Source organism: Nonomuraea sp. NPDC049624 (genome assembly GCF_040675255.1).
Taxonomy (GTDB): Bacteria; Actinomycetota; Actinomycetes; order Streptosporangiales; family Streptosporangiaceae; genus Nonomuraea.
This window is the reverse complement of record NZ_JBFAOR010000002.1, coordinates 440918-460752: the sequence shown is the minus strand read 5'-3', so window position 1 is coordinate 460752 and position 19835 is coordinate 440918. Positions and strand designations below refer to the sequence as shown.

Annotated in this window: 17 protein-coding genes and 1 pseudogene; 9 read left to right on the top strand and 9 right to left on the bottom strand. The window is 71.7% G+C overall.

The annotated features are described in order from the left end of the window. Window positions 1-38: 38 nt before the first annotated feature. From AB0J76_RS08440 to AB0J76_RS08430, 3 genes are all read right to left on the bottom strand, one after another. The gene (locus AB0J76_RS08440) at window positions 39-3128 is read right to left on the bottom strand and encodes a DUF3427 domain-containing protein (RefSeq protein ID WP_352319652.1); all 3090 of its coding nucleotides are present in this window, start codon (window positions 3126-3128) and stop codon (window positions 39-41) included. A 91-nt stretch (window positions 3129-3219) separates the two neighbouring features. Continuing rightward, window positions 3220-4053: a hypothetical protein gene (locus tag AB0J76_RS08435; protein ID WP_352319654.1), complete on the bottom strand. Its 834-nt coding sequence runs from the start codon at window positions 4051-4053 to the stop codon at window positions 3220-3222. A 121-nt stretch (window positions 4054-4174) separates the two neighbouring features. Continuing rightward, complete coding sequence (locus AB0J76_RS08430; protein ID WP_352319656.1) at window positions 4175-4972, bottom strand: SDR family oxidoreductase; 798 nt, start codon at window positions 4970-4972, stop codon at window positions 4175-4177. Between the two features lie 129 nt (window positions 4973-5101). Between AB0J76_RS08430 and AB0J76_RS08425 the strand changes: the two genes are divergently transcribed. The 5 genes from AB0J76_RS08425 to AB0J76_RS08405 all read left to right on the top strand — a co-directional run bounded on the left by AB0J76_RS08425 (window position 5102) and on the right by AB0J76_RS08405 (window position 8876). Continuing rightward, window positions 5102-5431 carry a hypothetical protein gene (locus AB0J76_RS08425; RefSeq protein WP_352319658.1) on the top strand — a complete coding sequence of 110 codons (330 nt, stop codon included), beginning with the start codon at window positions 5102-5104 and terminating at the stop codon, window positions 5429-5431. 12 nt (window positions 5432-5443) lie between these two features. Next, window positions 5444-6841 (top strand): HAMP domain-containing sensor histidine kinase, encoded by a 1398-nt coding sequence (locus AB0J76_RS08420; RefSeq protein ID WP_352319660.1) that lies wholly within the window; start codon window positions 5444-5446, stop codon window positions 6839-6841. Next, complete coding sequence (locus tag AB0J76_RS08415) at window positions 6838-7500, top strand: response regulator transcription factor (RefSeq protein WP_352319662.1); 663 nt, start codon at window positions 6838-6840, stop codon at window positions 7498-7500. Before AB0J76_RS08420 ends, AB0J76_RS08415 begins: the two co-directional genes overlap by 4 nt. 87 nt (window positions 7501-7587) lie before the next feature. Continuing rightward, complete coding sequence (locus AB0J76_RS08410) at window positions 7588-8118, top strand: DUF4956 domain-containing protein (RefSeq protein ID WP_352319689.1); 531 nt, start codon at window positions 7588-7590, stop codon at window positions 8116-8118. Continuing rightward, window positions 8115-8876 carry a polyphosphate polymerase domain-containing protein gene (locus tag AB0J76_RS08405; protein WP_352319663.1) on the top strand — a complete coding sequence of 254 codons (762 nt, stop codon included), beginning with the start codon at window positions 8115-8117 and terminating at the stop codon, window positions 8874-8876. Before AB0J76_RS08410 ends, AB0J76_RS08405 begins: the two co-directional genes overlap by 4 nt. On the opposite strand, the gene AB0J76_RS08400 is transcribed toward AB0J76_RS08405, so the two are convergent. After that, window positions 8871-10094, bottom strand: a complete 1224-nt coding sequence (locus AB0J76_RS08400; protein WP_352319665.1) for an acyl-CoA dehydrogenase family protein — start codon at window positions 10092-10094, stop codon at window positions 8871-8873. The genes AB0J76_RS08405 and AB0J76_RS08400 overlap by 6 nt on opposite strands. Window positions 10095-10162: 68 nt before the next feature. On the opposite strand from AB0J76_RS08400, the pseudogene AB0J76_RS08395 reads away from it, so the two are divergent. Further along, a pseudogene (locus tag AB0J76_RS08395) lies at window positions 10163-10339 on the top strand (TetR family transcriptional regulator); the annotation flags it as partial. 447 nt (window positions 10340-10786) lie between these two features. Here AB0J76_RS08395 and AB0J76_RS08390 read toward each other — a convergent pair. The 5 genes from AB0J76_RS08390 to AB0J76_RS08370 form a co-directional block, all read right to left on the bottom strand. Next, on the bottom strand, window positions 10787-11782 hold the full coding sequence (locus AB0J76_RS08390; RefSeq protein ID WP_352319666.1) for an acyltransferase family protein: 996 nt from the start codon (window positions 11780-11782) through the stop codon (window positions 10787-10789). 73 nt (window positions 11783-11855) lie between these two features. Then, window positions 11856-13844, bottom strand: coding sequence for a DUF6807 family protein (locus AB0J76_RS08385; protein WP_352319668.1), 1989 nt, complete (start codon window positions 13842-13844; stop codon window positions 11856-11858). Beyond that, entirely contained in the window at window positions 13835-14884 is a 1050-nt protein-coding gene (locus AB0J76_RS08380; protein WP_352319670.1) for a mandelate racemase/muconate lactonizing enzyme family protein, read from the bottom strand. The genes AB0J76_RS08385 and AB0J76_RS08380 overlap by 10 nt, the downstream gene beginning before the upstream one ends. Then, entirely contained in the window at window positions 14881-15753 is an 873-nt protein-coding gene (locus AB0J76_RS08375) for a 5-dehydro-4-deoxyglucarate dehydratase (RefSeq protein WP_352319671.1), read from the bottom strand. Before AB0J76_RS08375 ends, AB0J76_RS08380 begins: the two co-directional genes overlap by 4 nt. After that, complete coding sequence (locus AB0J76_RS08370; protein WP_352319673.1) at window positions 15750-16640, bottom strand: NAD(P)-dependent oxidoreductase; 891 nt, start codon at window positions 16638-16640, stop codon at window positions 15750-15752. The genes AB0J76_RS08375 and AB0J76_RS08370 overlap by 4 nt, the downstream gene beginning before the upstream one ends. A gap of 192 nt (window positions 16641-16832) precedes the next feature. Here AB0J76_RS08370 and AB0J76_RS08365 point away from each other — a divergent pair, with 192 nt between their 5' ends. From AB0J76_RS08365 to AB0J76_RS08355, 3 genes are all read left to right on the top strand, one after another. Beyond that, window positions 16833-17786, top strand: a complete 954-nt coding sequence (locus tag AB0J76_RS08365; protein ID WP_352319675.1) for a LacI family DNA-binding transcriptional regulator — start codon at window positions 16833-16835, stop codon at window positions 17784-17786. 194 nt (window positions 17787-17980) lie between these two features. Further along, window positions 17981-18952: a sugar ABC transporter permease gene (locus AB0J76_RS08360; RefSeq protein ID WP_352319676.1), complete on the top strand. Its 972-nt coding sequence runs from the start codon at window positions 17981-17983 to the stop codon at window positions 18950-18952. After that, the gene (locus AB0J76_RS08355) at window positions 18936-19802 is read left to right on the top strand and encodes a carbohydrate ABC transporter permease (RefSeq protein WP_352319678.1); all 867 of its coding nucleotides are present in this window, start codon (window positions 18936-18938) and stop codon (window positions 19800-19802) included. Before AB0J76_RS08360 ends, AB0J76_RS08355 begins: the two co-directional genes overlap by 17 nt. Window positions 19803-19835 lie beyond the last annotated feature (33 nt).

Here is a 19835-nt window from a genome sequence, read left to right as displayed (position 1 = left end):
CTTTGCCCAGATCACCCCTTCTGGAAGGGCTGGGGCGGTCAGCCGGCGATGGCCGCGCGCCGGAACAGGTCCGCGGGCATCTCCTCGTCCAGCCTCCAGGTGACGGCCATCGGGCGTTCGCCCTTGTGCTCGACGTAGCGGGCCGTGCCGTGGAAGACGTACGGCTCGGGGTGACGGTGGTCGTTCTCCGTGCGTTCCCTGGTGAACAGCAGGACGTGGCTGCCGGTTTGCTCGTGCCTCTGATAGCGCAGGCCGGTGGCCGACCCCGCCCCGGTCCGGTTCTGGGACTCCCAGTGGAACAGCTCCGGGGTCAGGGCGTAGTCGCGGTACATGGTCTGCGGGGAGAACTCCTTCTCGTTCTTGCGCAGGGTGACGAAGAGGGCGTCGCAGCGGGTGGCCGGGCACCACGCCACGCCCTCCCGCATGGTGGCGGGCACCGAACCGCCGAGGCTCGCCCAGCCCAGAGCGGCCAGGACCTCGTCGGCCGAGTAGTGGCCGTTGAGGACCAGCGGCACGCCGGCGAGCGTCGCGGGGAGCGGCTTGGTCACGTGGCGCGGGCGCTCCACGCCGTAGGCGAGGACGTCCAGGATCTCCGCGCACAGGTCCGGCTCGGCCCGCAACCGGTCCAGGCCCTCGTCGTAGGTGGCGAAGCCGCCGCCGTCCCGCCAGAAGGAGAAGAACAACATGCGGGCGAACGCCTGCGTGATCGGCGGGCAGTCGTCGTAGCGGGGCCCGTCGGGACGCAGCAGGCCGGCGTAGGCCGCGGCCCGCGGGCGGTCGTCGACGTGGAGCAGCGCGCGGACCCGGCGGCCCAGGGCGTTCTCCAGCGGGGAGGCGGGGGCGGTGAGCAGGCCGGACCGGCGCAGCAGGTCGGTCCAGTAGCGGCGGTTGCGGTACAGGTCGTCGATGTCGCGGCCGCTCGCCTCCAGGTACTTCACGAGCGACGTCTCGGCGAGCGACCGGATCTCCTGCGTGACCATGGTGACCGTCGCGCTCAGATGGATCCGCAGCTCGTCGAGCAGGCGGTCTTTGGTGACCCGGTCCAGGACGATCTGCGAGCCCGACGGCAGCAGCGGGAAGTCGTTCCTGACCTGCGTCTCCAGCCGCCCTCGGACGAAGCCGGTGAGCGCCTGGAAGCGGTTGCCGAAGCGGTACTCCTTGCGGTGCTGGCCGACGAAGTCGAGGACGGTCAGCACGTCCTTGTCGGGCGTGCGGCGCAGGCCGCGGCCGAGCTGCTGCAGGAAGACGGTGGCGCTCTCGGTCGGACGCAGCAGGAGCAGGGTGTTGACGTCGGGCACGTCGAGGCCCTCGTTGAACAGGTCCACGGCGAACAGGAAGGTGACCTTCCCCTCGCGCAGGGCCTTCAGCGCGTCCTTGCGCGACAGGTCGTCGGTGCCGCTGTCCACCGCCCGGGAGGGCAGCCCCGCCTTGGTGAAGAAGTCGGCCATGAAACGCGCGTGTCCCACCGAGACGCAGAATCCGAGCCCACGCACCGCCGCCACGTCGCTGACCTTGTCCAGGAGCGCGTTGAACACCAGCCGCGCCCGCGCGGTGTCGCCGGTGAGGACGTTGTCCAGCGACGCCAGGTCGTAGGAGCCGCGCGACCACTTCACCGTGCTGAGGTCGGTCTCGTCGTTGATGCCGAAATAGTGGAACGGGCAGAGCAGGTCGGCGTCGAGGGCGTCCCACAGGCGCAGCTCCGAGGCGATGCGGCCGTCGAAGAACTCGTCCTGCACCCAGGTGCCGTCCGCGCGTTCGGGGGTGGCGGTCAGGCCGAGGAGCTCCCTGGGCCGGAGACGGCCGATGATCTGGCGGTACGTGCGGGCGGCCGCATGGTGGAACTCGTCGATGACGACCACGTCGAAACGGTCGGGGGCGAAGGTGTCGATGATCCTGCTGAGGGACTGGACCGAGGCGAAGACGTGCTGCCAGTGCCGGGATCGTTCGTCGCCGACGTGCAGCTCGCCGAAGTCCGGGACGGCCAGCACCTGCCGGTAGGTGTGCATGGCCTGGGCCAGGATCTCCCTGCGGTGCGCCACGAACAGCAGGCTCGGCCGGCGGCCGAGACGCCGTTGCAGGTTGCGGTAGTCGAACGCGGCGACGACGGTCTTGCCCGTGCCGGTCGCGGCCACGAGCAGGTTCCGGTGCCGGTCGTGGACGGTCCGTTCGACGTCGAGGTCCTCCAGCATCTCCCGCTGGTGCGGGAAGGGATGCGGGACCAGGGCCGGGATGTCGAAGATCCGTTCACCGCTCCGCGACCGGGACAGCGCCTCGGCCAGCCGGCCGCCGTCCGTCTCCGGGTCGTACGGCTCGAACTCGGGACGGTTCCAGTAGGAGTCGAAGGTCGCCTCGAACTTGTCCAGCAGCCGGGGCGTCGTGACCGACGACAGGCGCACGTTCCATTCCAGCCCGTCCAGCAGGGCCGCGCGGGACAGGTTCGAGCTGCCGACGTACGCGGTGTCGAAGCCCGTACGGCGGCGCAGCAGCCACGCCTTGGCGTGCAGCCGGGTCGAGTTCTGCTCGTAACTGACACGGACCTCGGCGCCGAAGTCGCGGACCAGCCGGTCGAGCGCCCGGCGTTCGGTCGCGCCCATGTAGGTCGTGGTGATGACCCGCACCGGCACGCCGCGCCGCCCCAGCTCGGCCAGCGCACGTTCGAGGATGCGCAGCCCCGACCACTTGACGAACGCGCACAGCAGGTCGACCCGGTCGGCGCTGGCCAGCTCGGTGGCCAGCTCGTGGGCCAGGTTGGGGTCCTCGCGGGCGTTGGTGAGCAGGGCGGCCTCGGAGAGCGACGTCAGCGGCCTGGCGGGGGCGGTCGCGCCGGGCTCGTTCCTGACGACGGACAGCAGGCGGGCGGGCCCGTCGGAGACGACCTCCACCTCGGCGTCCGCGAGCAGGCCGAGCAGCCGGTTGGCCAGCCGCACCTGGTCGTCGGGGTCCTTGAGCGCGGCGAACGCCCGGGTGGCCGTCTCGCCCAGGAACCGGCCCAGCAGGTGGCTGACCTCCTCCTTGTCGACGGGGGAGATCTCGACGAGGTGATCCGCGTCCCGCCACGCGGCCGCGCGCTCCTGGAGTCCGCGGGTGAGCAGCGAGTCGTACAGGCCGGGGACGGGGGTGTCGGGCACGGGTCGCTGCCTCCTGATTCCTGGCGCCTGGACCTTGGATCCTGGATCGGGAGGATCAGCGTAGATCGGGCGCCGGCCGGGGCGCAGGTGATCAGGTGAGCTTGAGGAGGCCGGCGTCCACCACTCGGCGGCCGAAGGGGCGGGCGAGTTCGGCGAGGCGTTCGCAGCCGGGCTCACCCAGGGCGCCGTACGCGGGCATGGCCAGGGTGTCGGTGCGGGTTTCGAGGTGGTGGCGCAGGGACTTGCCTTCGGGGGTCAGGTCGTTGTCGGGGGTCAGGAGGCCGCGGGTGCGGAGGGCGGTCTCGGCGTGGGCCCACTGGTCCGGGGGCCAGGCGCGGCTCATGGTGAGGAACGGCTTGGCGACCTCGCCGCTGGCCGCGTGCAGGACGAGGGCTTCGAGGCCGGTGATGCCCTCGGCCAGCAGTGTCGCCACGTGGCCGTCGCCGCGGAACTCGCGCAGGAGGGTCTGGGCGTGCCAGAGCTGGAGGACGGGGTCGTCGGGCCAGGGGAGGGCGGCGTGGGCGGCGAACAGGGGGCGGCCCTGGGGGTGGTCGCAGGCGGCCTCGGCGGCGCGCCTGGCCAGGGTCAGTACGGGGACGAGGTCGGGCAGTTCGTGCACGGCGGCCCGGCGGAGGGCTTCTCCGGCGGCTTCGAGGCGGGCCTGCAGGACCTGGGCGGGGGTGACCTTGTCCCAGGGGAGGGAGCGGCGTACGAGGTCGGGGTTGAAGTTGTAGAACGTGGCGATGACGAGGTCGGCGGGGGCGGGGCCCAAGGGGGCGGAGCGTGAGGTGAAATATCCGGACATACCGGTGAGGCCGAGGGCGGCGTACCGGGTGGTGGCCTCGGGGACGAAGTAGATCATCCCGTGGACGGGTTCCAGGCGGCGCCAGGCTTGGCGGGCGGTCCGGGCGAGGTGCTGGTCCATGGTCGGGCGGGCCTTTCGCGAAGGGCGACGGCGAGGGGGAGCCCCTGGTGGGAGCGCTTGCCGGGTGCGGGGTGCGGGGTGCGGGGTGCGGGGTGCGGGAGGTGGAGGAGTTCGGCCGTGGTCAGGTGGTCGGAGGGGATTGGAGGGTGGTGATGAAGGCGGACATTCCGGCTAGCCATCTGTCCGGGGCTTCGGCCTTGCGGCGGTAGAAGTCGGCCACCTCGGGGTGGGGCAGGATGTGGAAACGTTCGGCGGCCAGGCCGTCGATCACGGCGGTCGCCACGTCGGCGGGGTCGAGGATCGCGCCCGACGCCCCCACGGCGCGCGCGGTCAGATGGTCCTCCTCGACGCCGCGTTCCAGCATCCCGGTGCGCACGCCCTGCGGGCACAGCACGCTGACCTTGATGCCCTGCGCGGCGTAGTGGATGGCCACCCACTCGGCGAAGGCGATGGCCGCGGCCTTGGTGACGGCGTACGGCGCGTCGCCGGGGCAGCTCACCAGGCCGGCCGCCGAGCAGGTGTTCAGCAGGTAGCCGCCGCCGCGGGCGATCATGCCGGGGATGACGGCGCGGGCGGCGTGCACGTGGGCCAGGACGTTGACCGCGTACAGGGAGGTCCATTCCCGGAGGGGGGCGTCGAGGCCGGAGCCGCCGATGATGCCGGCGTTGGAGCAGAAGACGTCCACCGGGCCGAACGGGGTGGGCTCGGCCAGCGCGGCCACGTCGGACTCGACGGAGACGTCCGCGCGGACGGCCACCGCCCGCTCGCCGATCTCGTCGGCCACGGCCCTCGCGCCGGCTTCGTCCAGGTCGGCCAGGACGATGCCGGCGGCTCCCTCGGCGGCGAAGCGCAGGGCCATCGCCCGTCCGATGCCGCCGGCGGCGCCCGTCACGACGATCACCTTGTCCCGCACCCGCATGAGAACCTCCTGACCGACCAGCCGGTATCAGAACATGATTCTAATGACGACGGGCCGGATGGGAAGGGATGAGAAGTTCCTCATCCTGGCCTCAGGGTGGTCTCCTCGGCGCGGCAGACGCTCTACCTCATGAAACGCGTGATGCTCATTCTCGTAGCGCTGACGGCGGCGGGGTTCCTCTCGGCCGGCTGGGTACGGGCTGCCGGCGACGGGCCCGATCTGGGGGAGTCCGTCACGGTCTCGACCTCGCCGGGGACGTCGGCCGGCGACGCACGGCCGTTCACGTCGCCGGGAACCGAGGCGGAACCCGTCAAGCCGCCCGCGCCGAAGCCCGGAGGCGGCGATGATGATGGCGATGACGACCACCATCGCGCCTGGGCGGGCGGAGACGCCGACGATGACGATCGCGAAGACGACGATGACGATGACGACCGCGACGACGACGATGACGACGACTGAGCGGGGAGCCGGATGCGGGTGAGTGCCCGCGCCCGGATCGTGGGCTGGATGCTCGCCGTCGTCGGCCTGGCCCTGACGGTCTCGATCTTCGCGACCTGGACCGTCCTGCTCGCCCGCCTCGACGACCGGATGAACCTGGAGTTCACCAACGAGGCCGAGAAACTGCGCAGGTACGCCGCCACCGCCCACGATCCCCGTAACGGCCGGCCGGTCTCCGACGTGCGGGAACTGCTCACCGGCTACCTGGCGATCAACGCGCCCGACCGCTGGGAGACCTTCTTCACCATGGTGGGCGGCCGGGCCGACCGCATCACCGCCGTCACGCCCCCGGCCCGGCTCGACACCGACGAGAAGCTGGTCAAGGCGCTGGCCGCGGCCACCAGGCCCGCCTACGGCGACACCGAGAGCGTCGAGGGCACGGTCAGGTACGCCGTCATCCCGGTCAGGGTGGCGGCCGACCCCCGCCCCGGCCATTTCGTCGCCGCCGTCTTCTACGACCGCCACCGGGGCGAGATCGTGGACGCGGTCGGCGTGCTCGGGCTGTCGGCGCTGGCCGCGCTGGCTCTGGCGGGGGCGGCGGGATGGTTCGTGGCGGGGCGGGTGCTGGCCCCGGTGCGGCTGGTGAGCCAGACGGCCGAGCAGATCAGCGACTCGGCCGACCTCACCCGCAGGCTCAAGGTGACCGGCGACGACGACGTGGCCGCGCTGGCCGCCACGTTCAACCACATGCTCGACCGTTTGGAACGTTCCTTCGCCGTCCAGCGCACGTTCGTGGACGACGCGGGGCACGAGCTGCGCACCCCCATCACGGTCATCCGCGGGCATCTGGAGCTGATGGGGGACGACCCGGCCGAACGGGCGGAGACCCTCGCCCTGGTCACCGACGAGCTGGACCGGATGAACCGGATCGTGGACGACCTCCTCACCCTGGCCAAGGCCGAGCAGCCCGGCTTTCTCGCGGTCGAGGAGGTCGAGCTGGCCGACCTGACGGTGAGCGTGGTGGCCAAGGCCCGGCCGCTGGGCGACCGGCGGTGGCGGGTCGACCAGGTGGCCGAGGCCCGGATCCCGGCCGACCGGCAACGGCTCACGCAGGCGCTCATGCAGCTGGTGGTGAACGCCGTCCGCCACACCATGGACGACGACCTCATCGCGGTCGGGTCGGCCGTGCGGGACGGGCGGGCCGAGTTGTGGGTGCGCGACAGCGGGCCGGGCGTCGCGCCCGCCGACCGGGAGCGCATCTTCCGCCGGTTCGTCAGGGGGGCGGGACGTACGGGCGGGCACGACGGGGCAGGACTGGGGCTGGCGATCGTCAGGTCGATCGCCGAGGCGCACGGAGGCGGAGTGAGAGTGGCGGACGTCCCGGCGGGGGGCGCTTGTTTCGTGATGACGTTGCCGCTGGCCAGGACATGAACCGGATCCTGATCGCCGAGGACGAGAGCAGGATCGCGGCCTTCCTGGAGAAGGGCCTGCGCGGGAACGGCTTCGTCACGGCCGTGGTCACGGACGGCGTCGCGGCCTACGACCTGGCCGGTTCGGGCGGGTTCGACCTGTTACTGCTGGACATCGGGCTGCCGCTCAGCGACGGGTTCACCGTGCTGCGGCGGCTGCGGGAGGCGAAGGTGGCCATCCCGGTGATCATCCTGACCGCCCGGGGCGGCGTGACCGACACGGTCGCCGGGCTCGAAGGGGGCGCCGACGACTACATCGCCAAGCCCTTCGCCTTCGAGGAACTGCTCGCCCGGGTCAGGTTGCGGCTGCGGGCCGACCGCACGCCCGAGCCGACCGTGTTGCGGGTCGGGGACCTGGCGCTCGACCTGCGGACCCGGCGGGCGCACGTCGGCGACCGCGTGGTGGACCTGTCCACCAGGGAGTTCGCGCTGGCGGAGATCTTCTGCCGGCACCCCGACCAGGTGCTGACCCGTGAGCAGCTGCTCAGCCACGTCTGGGGCTTCGACTTCGACCCCGGCTCGAACGTCGTGGACGTCTACGTCCGCTACCTGCGCAGGAAGATCGGCCCCGACCGGATCGAGACCGTGCGCGGCACCGGCTACCGGATGAGAGCCGCCTAATGGGCGCCTCACGGCTCCCTCACCGGCGGGCCGCAGGCTGGTGGACATGAGAACGAGGGGCAAGACACCGTGACGGCCGGACTGGCGATGGACCTGGCGGCGATCACCGTCCTCGCCTACGGCCTGTACTACCGGCGGCACCACCGGCGCGACCTGCTGTTCGCCTACGTGGCGCTGAACGTGGGCATCTTCGCGGTGGTCTCCCTGCTGCTGGTCCAGCGGGTGGACCTGGCGGTCGGGTTCGGGCTGTTCGGGGTGTTGTCGATCATCCGGCTGCGGTCCAGCGAGATCACCCAGCAGGAGATCGCCTACTACTTCGTGGCCATCGTCCTCGGGCTGGTGAACGGCATCGCCTCCCAGCTGCCGCTGACCGCGCTGCTCCTGGACGGCGTGCTGCTGGCCGTCGTGCACGTCGCCGACCATCCCCGCCTGCTGGGCCGCACCAGGCAGCAGGTGGTGACGCTGGACGTCGTGCACGCCGACCCCGAGCTCCTCAGGGCCGACCTGGAGAGCCGGTTGCGGGGCCGCGTCCTGCACTGCGTCGTCACCCAGGTGGACTACGTGCGCGACGTGACCGTCGTGGACGTGCGCTTCCAGATCGCCGAGGTGGCCCCATGAGGGACGCGGGCGCGCTGATGGCGGGCGTCGCGGCCGGGCTGCCGCCGGTCGGGCTGGACGACGTGCCGGAGCTGATGAGGCGGGTGGACCGCAAGTACGTGGTCAGCGTCCCGGCCATGGCCGAGCTGGTGGCCGTGCTCGGTGACCGGTTGTCGGTGCTGCGGATCGGGGCGTTGCGCCAGTTCCGCTACACCTCGACCTACTTCGACACGCCCGACCTGCTGACCTTCCGCCAGCACCGGCAGGACCGGCGGCGCCGTTTCAAGCTGCGCACCCGTACGTACCTGGACGGGGGCGGGCGGTGGCTGGAGCTGAAACTGAACGGCACCCGCGGCAACACCGACAAACACCGCATCCCGTACGACGCCGCACCGGCCGGCGAGCTGACCCGCGAGGCCATGGAGTTCGTCGGCGACACGCTGAGCAGCGAGCTGAGCGTCGTCGTGCCCGACGCGCTCGGGCCCGTGCTGTCCACCGACTACCGGCGGGTCACGCTCGTCGACCGGGCCGGGCAGGCCCGGCTGACCTGCGACACCGGCCTGCTCTGCCACGACGGCGGCCGCCGGGTGCCCGCCCGCCGCGACCGGGTGCTGCTGGAGTCGAAGTCGGCCGACGGGCGGGCGCTGGTGGACCGGGTGCTGCGCGGGCTGGGGGTGCGGCCGGTCAGCGTGAGCAAGTACTGCCTGGCGGTGGCCGCGCTCCGGGGCGTCCCGGCCAACCGCTGGCAGCCCGTCATGCGGGGATATCTTGCGCTATAGCGGCAGGCCGCCGGTCGCCGCGCTCGTCGAACCGGTCGCCTGGTAGGCCGCGATCGTGCGCTCGGCGATGCGCATCTGGTGGATCTCGTCGGCGCCGTCGGCGAAGCGGGCCCAGCGGGCGTGCTGGAACATGCTCGCCAGCGGCGTGTCGGTGGAGTAGCCGAGCGCGCCGTGCACCTGGATCGCCCGGTCGACGATGCGGTTGAGGCTGTTGGCCACGAAATGCTTGGCCATCGACACCTCCGTACGGAAGTCCTCGCCCCGGTCGATCTTGGAGGCGGCGTGCAGGACCATGAGCTTGCACTGGTAGAGCTCCATGGCCGAGTCGGCGATCAGCCACTGCACGCCCTGCTTCTCGGCCAGCAGCGAGCCGTGGCTGTAGCGGTTGAGCGCCCGGTCCACCATCATGTCCAGCGCCGTCTCGGCCTGCGAGATCCACCGCATGCAGTGGGCGAGCCGCGCCGGGCCCAGCCGGTACTGGCCCAGCCGGTGGCCGTTGCCCCGGCCGCCGAGGATCGCGCTGTCGGGCACCCGCAGGTCCTCGATCACGATCTCGCTGTGGCCGGTCGAGCCGTGCATCGTCTCGACCTCGCGCACGTCCTTCCAGCCCGGGTTGGGCAGGTCCACCAGGAAGGCCGTGTTCGCGCCGCGCGAGCCCTCGGGCACGTCCTGCTCGGTGCGCGCGATGAGGATGGCGAAGCTCGCCCGGCGGGCGTTGGAGATGAACCACTTGTGGCCGTTGATCACCCACTCGTCGCCGTCCTTGACCGCCTCGGTGCGGATCAGGGTCGGGTCGGACCCGGCGACCTCGGGCTCGGTCATCGCGAAGCACGACATCTGGACGCCGTCCAGCAGCGGCCGCAGGTACTTCTCCTTCTGCTCGTCGTCCGCCCAGTGGAGCAGCGTGTGCATGTTGCCCTCGTCGGGGGCCTGGCAGTTGAGCACCCACGGGCCGATGCGGGTCTTGGCCGCCTCCGACTGCACCATGGCCAGCTCGACGTGGCCGAGGCCCATGCCGCCCCACTCCTTCGGCATGTGCGGCAGCCACAGGCCCTCGGCCCTGGCCCGGCGGCGCAGCTCGAAGATCGTGCGGAGGTAGGCGTCCCGGTCGCCCTCCTCCACGCCGGACATCGCGGGGATCACGGTCTCCTGGACGAAGGACCTGACCCGCTTGCGGATCTCCTCGTGCTCGGGGGCGAGAGTGAAATCGATGGCCATGACTCTCCTTCGGCGATTTCACCGATAGTACTATCGGTGAAATCAGGCACAAGTCCCGTGAGGCGATCGTGACCAGCACACCGCTCAGCAGGAGCGAGGCGAAGGACCTGACCCGGCGCAGGCTGCTCGGGGCGGCCCTGACCATCCTCGACGAGGAGGGCGAGACCGGCCTGACCACGGGCAAGGTCGCCAAGGCCGCCGGCATCGCCCAGTCGAGCTTCTACGTGCACTTCAAGGACATGCAGGAGCTGCTGCGGGTGCTCGCCGAGGAGAGCGGCGACCGGCTGCGCGGCGAGATGCGGGAGGCCCGGCGCAGGGCCCGCGAGGCGCCCGGCGACCTCGAACGCCACCGCGACACCTTCCGCATCCCGCTGGAGGCGATCTGCCGCCACCCCGAGCTGCTGCGCATCCAGCTGCGCGCGCGGCACGACCCGTCCTCCTCGCTGCGCGACTTCGCCGCCCGTACGGCCGCGGCCTACCGCGAGCACCACGCGGCCGACCTGGCCGCGCTCGGCTACACGGCGGGGGACGAACGGGACCGGCGCCGCCTGGAGATGATCGCCGAGGGCGTCAACGCGGCCACGAACGCCCTGGCCATCGGCCACCTCGAAGGCCGCTACCCCGACCTGGACGAGTGCGCCGACATCCTGGTCGCACTGTCCAGGGGCGCGCTGCGGCTGCTCAGGCACGACTCAGGCGGGGCGGCGGAGCGGGGTGAAGGCCCAGGTCATGCGGGGCTCGACGGCCCAGCGGAAGAGCCGGCGCACCCAGGGCGTGCACAGCAGGGTGGCGGTCAGGACGCCCAGCAGGAGTGACAGCGGCAGCCCGAGGCCGAGCCGCTCGGCGCCCTTCACCACGAACCCGTGCAGCAGGTACGCGTACATGGTGGCCGAGCCCAGCCCGCTGAACCAGGTGCGCCGGGCCGGGGTGACCGCCAGGAACGCCGCCACCAGCACCGCCCCCGCCGTCAGCAGTCCCAGCCTGATCGCGGTGCCGGTGAGGTCGTCCACGCCGATGGCCGCGTTGGAGTGCCGCCACCTGATCCACTCGGTCGGCACCCGCTCGTGCACGAGCAGCGCGACCGAAAGCCCCAGCCCCAGCACGCAGAACCCGGCCAGCCGCACGAAGGGCCGCCGCAGCAGGGCGAAGTGCTCGGGCCGCGCCATCAGGCCGAGCACGTAGAACGGCAGCAGCGCGAACGTGCGGTTCATGGCCAGCTCGCCGGGCAACCGGTCGAGCCCGGTCAGCAGGGACAGCGCGACCGCGACCGCGAGCGGCCACTTGAGCTGCTGCCACACCGGCGTGGACAGCCGCCACAGGAACAGCGAGAGCAGGAACCAGGTGAGGTAGTACGGGTCGAGCAGGCTCAGCTCGAACGTGCCGTACAGGATCGGGCGGGGGAGCGAGTAGGCCAGCTCGAAGATCAGGTAGGGGACGGCGAGGGTGGAAAGGAGTTTGCGCGCCTTGCCCCCCGAAAAAGTGAAATTTCGGGACAAATAGCCACTTAGCACGATGAACAGCGGCATGTGGAAGACGTACACGTAGAAGTACAGGGCGTGGGCGAGCGGCGCGTCGCGCTGGTCCTCGATCAGGTGACCGCACACGACCAGCACGATGGCCAGGTACTTCGCGTTGTCGAAGAACGGGTCCCTGGCGGTGGCGGGCCGGGCGATGACGGGTGCGTTCACAGACTCCGCACCCTAGCCGCGGCCCGCCGAACCGCCGGGAAACCGGGAATGAGGGCTCACCGAAGAGCGGGTGTCACGCGCGCTCCCCGATCGTCGCCTCCGCGATCGTCGCCTCCGCGGCGGCGGCCAGCGCCGAGACCGACGGCCCGTCGAGCCGCCCGTCGGCCACGACCGTGACGACCCGCCTGGTCAGCATGTCCGTTACGACGAGCGGACGGTCCCACGCGAGCGCCTGACCGACCCCGGGATACTCCGCCACCCGCACGAACCAGGGGTCGTCGCCGGCCTGCACGAACACCAGCGTCCAGTCCCGCCCGTCCGGGCCGGTCCCGGCCATGGCCACCCAGCGGCCCCGGCTGCCGTGCACGGCCTCCTCGTCCCCGGGGAAGGCCGTCCGGCCGGTCGAGGCGCCGGGCGCGCGCCAGAAGAACCCGCCGTAGCCCGCGCCCGCCCGGCCCTTGGTGGCCGAGCTGTTGACCTCCAGCGGCGAGCCGGTGAGGTTGGTCAGCGTGAACGCGAGGTCGAGGGCCCACGCGCCGCCGACCGGCCGGGCGGTGACCGTGCGCCGCTCGCGGGCGATCAGCCGGTCACCGGGGCCGATCCACTCCAGCTCCTCGGTGAAGCCGTCGTCGGCCAGCCGGGTGAACGCGACGTGCCGTTGCCTGCCGTGGTCGTCCAGCCAGGCCGGTCCCCGGCCTCTGACGTAGGTGCGGCCGCCCCAGAAGTTCGCGCCGCCCAGGTCGGCGATCGCCACGCCGGCGCCGAGGTGGTGCACGTGGTCGTCGGGGCGCACCTCGGTGACGGTGACGCCGCCCAGCGTGCGCACCGGATGCAGGTACGGCCGCGGCGAGTCGGCGGCGGGCAGGTCGGGCCGCCACTCGTAGGCCGCGACCGGCGTGCCCGCCACCCGCAGCTCGACCTCTGTCCAGGGCGCGCCGAGTTCGGAGTAGAGCGCCAGCTCCGCGGCGCTGCGCGCGGTCAGCTCGGCGATGCCGGGCAGGAACCGGTGAGTGACCGCGCCGTCGCCGTCGCGCTCCACGACCTGGTGCCGTTCGGCGATGGGCAGCGGCTCGGGGGCCAGCCGCACCGCGTCCAGGACCTGGGTGAACGTCTCGGTGCGGGAGAGCGGGACGAGCAGCTCGGCCCCCGTGCGGATGTGCGCGACCAGGTTCTCCAGCAGCCCGTCGCGCTCGTGCACGGTGGTCTCCACCGAGCCGTCGGCCCGCTCGACCCGCAGCTCGTCCAGCGTGTACGTGAGCGTCGCCCGCCCCGCCTCCCCGTGCACCACCAGGTACGGCTCGCTGCGGCCGGTCGCGCACAACGACACCGCGATCGTGATGACCGGCCCGCCCGCGATCCGGACCCGCAGGCAGGAGGTGTCGTCGGCCTCGATCGGATGGGCGTGGTACAGCTCGGTCTCGACCGCCTCGACCGGGCCGTCCACCAGGGCCAGCGCGGTCGCGACGGCGTGCGCGAAGGGGTTGGTGAGCGCGCCGTCCACCACGTCCGCGCCGTTCAGCCTGCGCCGTCCGGCCCAGGCCGAGCGGGTGAAGTACGACGAGGGCCGCTCCCACGCGCCCGCGCCGCCGATGCCGCGGATACGGCCGAGCGCGCCGCTCGCCATCAGCTCCCGCAGCGCGGGCACCGCCCGCGAGCCGAGGCTCTGGAAGCCGACCTGGCAGGCCAGCCCGGTCTCGGCCACCGCCGCGGCGATCCGCGCGTGCGCCTCGGGGCCGGCCGCGGGCGGCTTCTCCAGCAGCACGTGCGATCCGGCGCGCAACGCCGTGACCGCGAGGTCGGCGTGCGTGTGGATCGGCGTGCAGACGATCGTGATCTCCGCGCCGGTGGCGGCGACGAGCTCGCCCAGGTCCGCCGACTGCGGCAGGGGGCCGCCGAGCTCCACGCCCAGCTCCACGTCGAGCTCCACCGGCCGCACGTCGCAGATCCCGGCGGGCTCGACCAGCCCGGTGGCCGCGAGCCTGCGCAGGTTGTCCAGGTGGTGCCGCCCGTGCCCGGTCGCCCCGGCCAGGACGACCTTCACCGGGTCCGTCCTCACGCCCATCGCAACCCCAGTCCCGCGTGGCCGCCCACGCGCAGCACGCCGTCCTCGACCCGCACCGGGTACGGCTCGGCCAGCAGCCCCAGCCGGGCGAACGAGGCGTCCTCGACGTCCTCGGCCAGCGGCGGCAGCGGCAGCGCCAGGGCGAGCTGCCCGGACACCTCGCCCAGCAGGTGCGGATGGACCGGCACGTCGAACGCCCTGGCCAGCTCGGCGATCCGCAGGAACGGCGTGACGCCGCCGACGCGCACCACGTTCGGCTGGACGACGTCGCAGGCCCCCGCGGTGAGCAGGTCGCGGAAGCCGTAGACGGTGTAGACGTTCTCGCCCACCGCGACCGGCACGTCGGTCGAGCGGCGCAGCTCGACGTGCGCGGCCACGTCGTCGGCGGGCAGCGGCTCCTCGATCCAGTGGAGGTCGAACTCGCGCAGCGCGGACAGGGCGCGCCGGGCCCGGTGGAGGTCCCACCGCTGGTTCGCGTCGATCATCAGCAGCCGGTCGGGCCCGATCACCTCCCGGACGGCGGCCACCCGGGCCACGTCCTCGGCCAGGTCGGGACGGCCGACCTTGATCTTGACGCCGCGGTACCCGGCGGCCACCCAGCGCCGCGCCTGTTCGGTCAGCTCCTCCAGGGAGTAGTGCAGGTTGACGCCGCTGCCGTAGGCCGGGACCCGGTCCCGGCGCCGGCCCAGCACGTCGGCCAGCCCGGCCGTGCCGCAGCGCAGGTCCCACAGCGCCAGGTCGATGCCGGCCAGCGCGACCGTGGTGATCCCGCCGGGGCCGGCCTCGCGCAGGTGCCGCCACAACCGGTCCCACACCAGCTCGGGACGGGCGGGCAGGCCGATCAACGCCGCGCGCAGGTCGTGCTCCAGCAGGGCATGGACGGCGTGCGCGCCGATCTGCGGCGTCCAGGAGAACCCGGTGCCGGTGCGGCCGTCCGCCAGCGTCACGTGGCAGACGATCACGTGGTTGGCGGGCACGTCCGGGCCCCACGGGCGGGGCAGGGGGACCGTGCGCAGCTCGGTCCGCAGGCCGGTGATCACGAGGCCGCCAGGGCGAGCCCGGACCTGATCAGAGCGTCGAGCTCGGCCAGGTGGTCCTCGGCCACGTCGACCAGCGGCGGGCGCACCGGGCCGACGTCGAGGCCGCGCAGCCGTACGCCGGCCTTGACCAGGGCCACCGGGTAGCCGGGCACCTGGTCGCGCAGCCGGACCAGCGGCGCGTAGAACTCGGTCAGCAGCCGCTCGTCGCCGTTCAGGTACGCCACGGCGATCTCGGGGGCGAAGGCGAAGACCGCGCTGGAGTACAGGTCGACGCCGATGCCGCGGTAGGCGGGCATGGTCAGCTCGGCGGTCGGCAGGCCGTTGAAGAACAGGAAGTCCGGGTGCTGCTCGCGGACCGCGAGGACGGTCCGCTGCATGCGGTCGATGTCGCCGAGCCCGTCCTTGAGCCCGATCACGCCGGGGACGCCGGCCAGCTCCACCGCGGCGTCCGGGGCGAGCACGACCGGGCCGCGCTGGTAGACGATCACCGGCAGCTCGGCGGCGACGGCGGCCACGTACGCGGCGAAGCCGCGCGCCGGCCCCTGCGTCAGGTAGGGAGGCATGAGCAGCAGGCCGTCGGCGCCGGCCGCGCGGGCCGCCCGCGCCTGGTTCAGCGCCGCGCCGATCGGGCCGCCCGCCCCGGCGAACACCGGCACCCGCCCGCCCACCACCTCGGCCGCGACCCGGACGGCCCGCGCGTGCTCCGCCTCCGACAGCGCGGAGAACTCGCCGGTGCCGCAGGCCACGAACACGCCGCCGGGGCCGTGCGCCATGCCGCGCCGGATGTGCTCGGCCAGCACCTGCTCGGCGAGCGCGCCGCCGGCGTCGAAGGGGGTGACGGGGAAGAACAGCACACCGCTGAGATTCATTCGGATTCCTTGAGTTCGGTTCGCCAGCTTCGCTTGGGCTCCCAGCCGAGCAGGCGGCGGGCCTTGTCCGTGGAGAAGGCGGGAGCGGTGCCGGTGAGGGCCGCCGCCAGCTCCTCGGTGCCCGGCACGGCCTGCGGGAGCAGGTCGGCCAGCGGCTTCCTGGCCAGGGCGTCGGCCGCGCCGGCGAAGAAGACCTCGCCGGCCGGCAGCTCGGGCAACGCCGCGACCAGCACGGCGAACAGCTCGCCGGCGTCGCGCGCGTCGATGTAGTTGAACAGCGAGACGCCGCCGATCTCCGGCTGGTCGAGCCGCTCCCTGACGGTGTGCCCCGACTGCGTGGGCGCGCCCGCCCACTCCTCGGGCGGGATGACGAAGCACGGCCGGACGGCCGCCATCCTCGTCCGGCCCGCCCGCGCGAACGTGCGCATGGTCTGCTCGGCCACCAGTTTGGACAGGTTGTAGGCGTTCCAGGGCAGCGCCGGGTGCTCCTCGTCGATCGGCAGGTACGACGGCCGCCAGCCGCCCGGCGCGCCGTACCCGATCACCGTGGGGCTGCTGGCCACCACGACGCCGGACACGCCCAGCTCCACCGAGGCCGCGCAGACGTTGAACGCGAGCCGGGTGTTCACCTGGAAGATCACTGACTCCGGCCGGCTGAACGGCGTCGCGATGGCCGCCAGATGGATCACCGACTCCGGCCGGAACCGGGCGACGACCTCGTACGCCTGGCCGGTGTCGGTGAGGTCGGCCGGTGAGGTCGCGGCGGCCTCGACCGGCGTGCCGGGGGCCTGGTCCACGCCGATCACCTCGTGCCCGGCGGCGGCGAGCGTGGTGACGACGCTGCGGCCGAGGCGTCCGGCGCTGCCGGTGACGAGCACTCTGCTCACCGTGGGGGACTCCTTCAGGACTGCAAACAGTTGCACCAAACCTATGGGCCAGGCAGGGCGAGGCGTCAAGAGCCGATTTTCGATCAGGGCGTCTAGCTGCGGATATGCGTGACGTTCAGATGTCGACCCGAGCGGCAAGCGCTTTCACCGTTGCTCAGGTGCCTGCAAGCGGTTGCGTTAGGGTGGGTGGTTGTGACAGTGACGATTCGTGATGTGGCCCGCGCTTCCGGTGTGCACGTATCGACCGTGTCGCGGACGTTCTCCGCACCACACATGGTGAACGCCGCCACCCGCACCAGAGTGCTGACGGTGGCCGAGGAGCTGGGGTACCGGCCCAACAGGGCGGCCAGGGCGCTCACGACCGGGCGCACCCACAACCTGGGCCTGATCGTGGCCGACATCGCCAACCCGTTCTTCCCGCCGCTGATCAAGGCCGCGCACGCCGCGGCCCGGCAGCGCGACTACCACCTGTTCGTGGCCGACACCGACGAGGAGCCGGCCGCCGAGGAGGAGCTGATCCAGGCGTTCTCCAAGCAGGTGGACGGCGTGGTGCTGTGCAGCCCGCGCTCGTCGAACAAGGTGCTGGAGCGGCTGGCCGAGCGGGTGCCGCTCGTGGTGGTCAACCGGCGGCTGCGCGGCGCCGCCACGGTGCTGATGGACGTCGGGCACGGCGCGCGGCTGGCGGTCGAGCACCTGGCCGGGCTCGGGCACCGCCGCGTGGCGCTGCTGTCCGGCCCGCCGGGCTCCTGGACGAGCGGCGAGATCCGGACGGCCGCCGAGCGGGTGCCGGGCGTCGAGCTGGTCGTCCTCGGGCCGAACGCGCCGACCGAGCAGGGCGGCCTGGCCGCCGCGTCCGCGGTGCGCGAGGCCGGGGTGACCGGGGTGCTGGCCTACAACGACCTCATGGCGATCGGCTTGGTCGAGGGGCTGGGCGAGCTCGGGCTGAGCGTGCCGGCGGACGTCAGCGTGGTGGGCATCGACGACATCGTGCCGGGGCGGCTCAACCGTCCCAAGCTCACCACGGTCGCCATGCCCACCGCGGCGGCCGGGCGGCTGGCGGTCGACCTGCTGATCCAGGAGGTGAGCGCCACGACCTCGCTGGAGACCCGGCTGGTCGTGCGGGAGTCGACGGCACCGCCTCGATGACCTGCAAACGGTTGTACTAAATGGCAGCAATATTCGTCCTACCTCTACGTGGTAAGCGCTTGTCACCAGGGAAAACACGGTGTCGATATATCGATAACGGCGATGTAACGCCTGCAAAGGGTTGACGGAACTTTCCCCGCAGCTATAGGAAAGCGCTATCCATTCACATCTCGCCGGAAGGTCCGTGATGACGAATGAGTTCCGTCATGGCTGACTCGGTGGCGGTGCGACTCCCGGACGCCGCGACCCCGCCCGAGCGGGGAGAGCCTCGCGCGTCCAGACGTTCCCGCCGCGAGGCGCGGGCCGCCTACCTGTTCCTGGCGCCCTGGTTCGCCGGTCTGCTCGTCATCACGATCGGTCCCATCGTCGCCTCGCTCTACCTGTCGTTCACCGACTACAACCTCCTGGAGGAGGCCACGTGGGTCGGGTTCGACAACTACGTCAAGATGTTCACCGAGGATCCCCGTTACCTGAACTCGCTGAAGGTGACGACGATCTACGTGGTCGTCTCCGTGCCGCTGCAACTGGCCTTCGCGCTCGCGCTGGCCCTGGTGCTCGACCGCGGGCTGCGCGGCCTGTCGCTCTACCGGTCGATCTTCTACCTGCCCTCGCTGCTGGGCGGCAGCGTGGCGATCGCGATCCTGTGGCGGAAGGTCTTCGGGGCCGAGGGCCTGGTCAACGCCGTGCTGGCGGTCTTCGGGATCGAGGGGCCCGGCTGGGTCAGCGACCCCGACACCGCCCTCGGCACGCTGATCATCCTGCACGTCTGGACGTTCGGCGCCCCGATGATCATCTTCCTCGCCGGGCTGCGGCAGATCCCCGCCAGCTACTACGAGGCCGCCGCGGTGGACGGCGCCGGCGTGTTCCGCCAGTTCCGCTCGATCACGCTGCCGCTGCTGACGCCGATCATCTTCTTCAACCTGGTGCTGGAGATCATCAAGTCGTTCCAGTCGTTCACGCAGTCGTTCATCGTCAGCGGCGGCTCGGGCGGGCCGGCCGACTCCACGATGTTCAACACGCTCTACCTCTACCTCAAGGGCTTCAAGAGCTTCGACATGGGCTACGCGGCCGCCATGGCGTGGGTCCTGCTGCTCGTCATCGCCGGTCTCACCGGGGTGAACTTCCTCGCGTCCAAGTATTGGGTCTTCTATGGCGACACCAAGTAGGCCGCTGCCCGTCCTGTTCCGCCCGCTCAGGGGCGGCCGGGTGGTCAAGCACGTGCTGCTGATCGGGTTCGGCCTGGTCATGCTCTATCCACTGCTGTGGATGATCTCCAGCTCGCTCAAGCCCGAGGAGCTGATCTTCCGGCAGCCCGGCCTGTGGCCGAGCGAGGTCACGCTGGAGAACTACACCGAGGGCTGGACCGCGCTGAAGCACCCCTTCGGCTACTACCTGTGGAACTCCGCGGTCATCACCGTGCTGTCGGTGGTGGCGAACCTGGTGGCCTGCTCGCTGGCCGCCTACGCCTTCGCCCGGCTGAACTTCCCGCTCAAGAAGCTGTGGTTCACCCTCATGCTGGGCACGATCATGCTGCCGCACCACGTGCTGATCGTGCCGCAGTACGTCATGTTCTCCAAGCTCGGGCTGATCAACACGATCTGGCCGCTGGTCATGCCCAAGGTGCTGGCCACGGACGCGTTCTTCGTGTTCCTGATGGTGCAGTTCATCCGCTCGCTCCCCAGGGAGCTGGACGAGGCCGCCGAGATCGACGGCGCCGGCTACTGGCGCACGTTCATCAGGGTGATCATCCCGCTCTGCACCCCGGCGCTGGCCACGACGGCGATCTTCACCTTCATCTGGACGTGGAACGACTTCCTCAGCCAGCTCCTCTACCTCAACAACCCGGACAACTTCACCGCTCCGGTGGCACTGCGCACCTTCCTCGACGCCAGCAGCGACTCGTCGTGGGGCCCGATGTTCGCCATGTCGATCGTCGCGCTCGGGCCCATCTTCGGCTTCTTCCTGGCCGGCCAGAAGTACCTGATCCGTGGTGTGGCCACCACGGGACTGAAGTAGTTCCCCCACCCCCCGACACAGACGAATCCCACA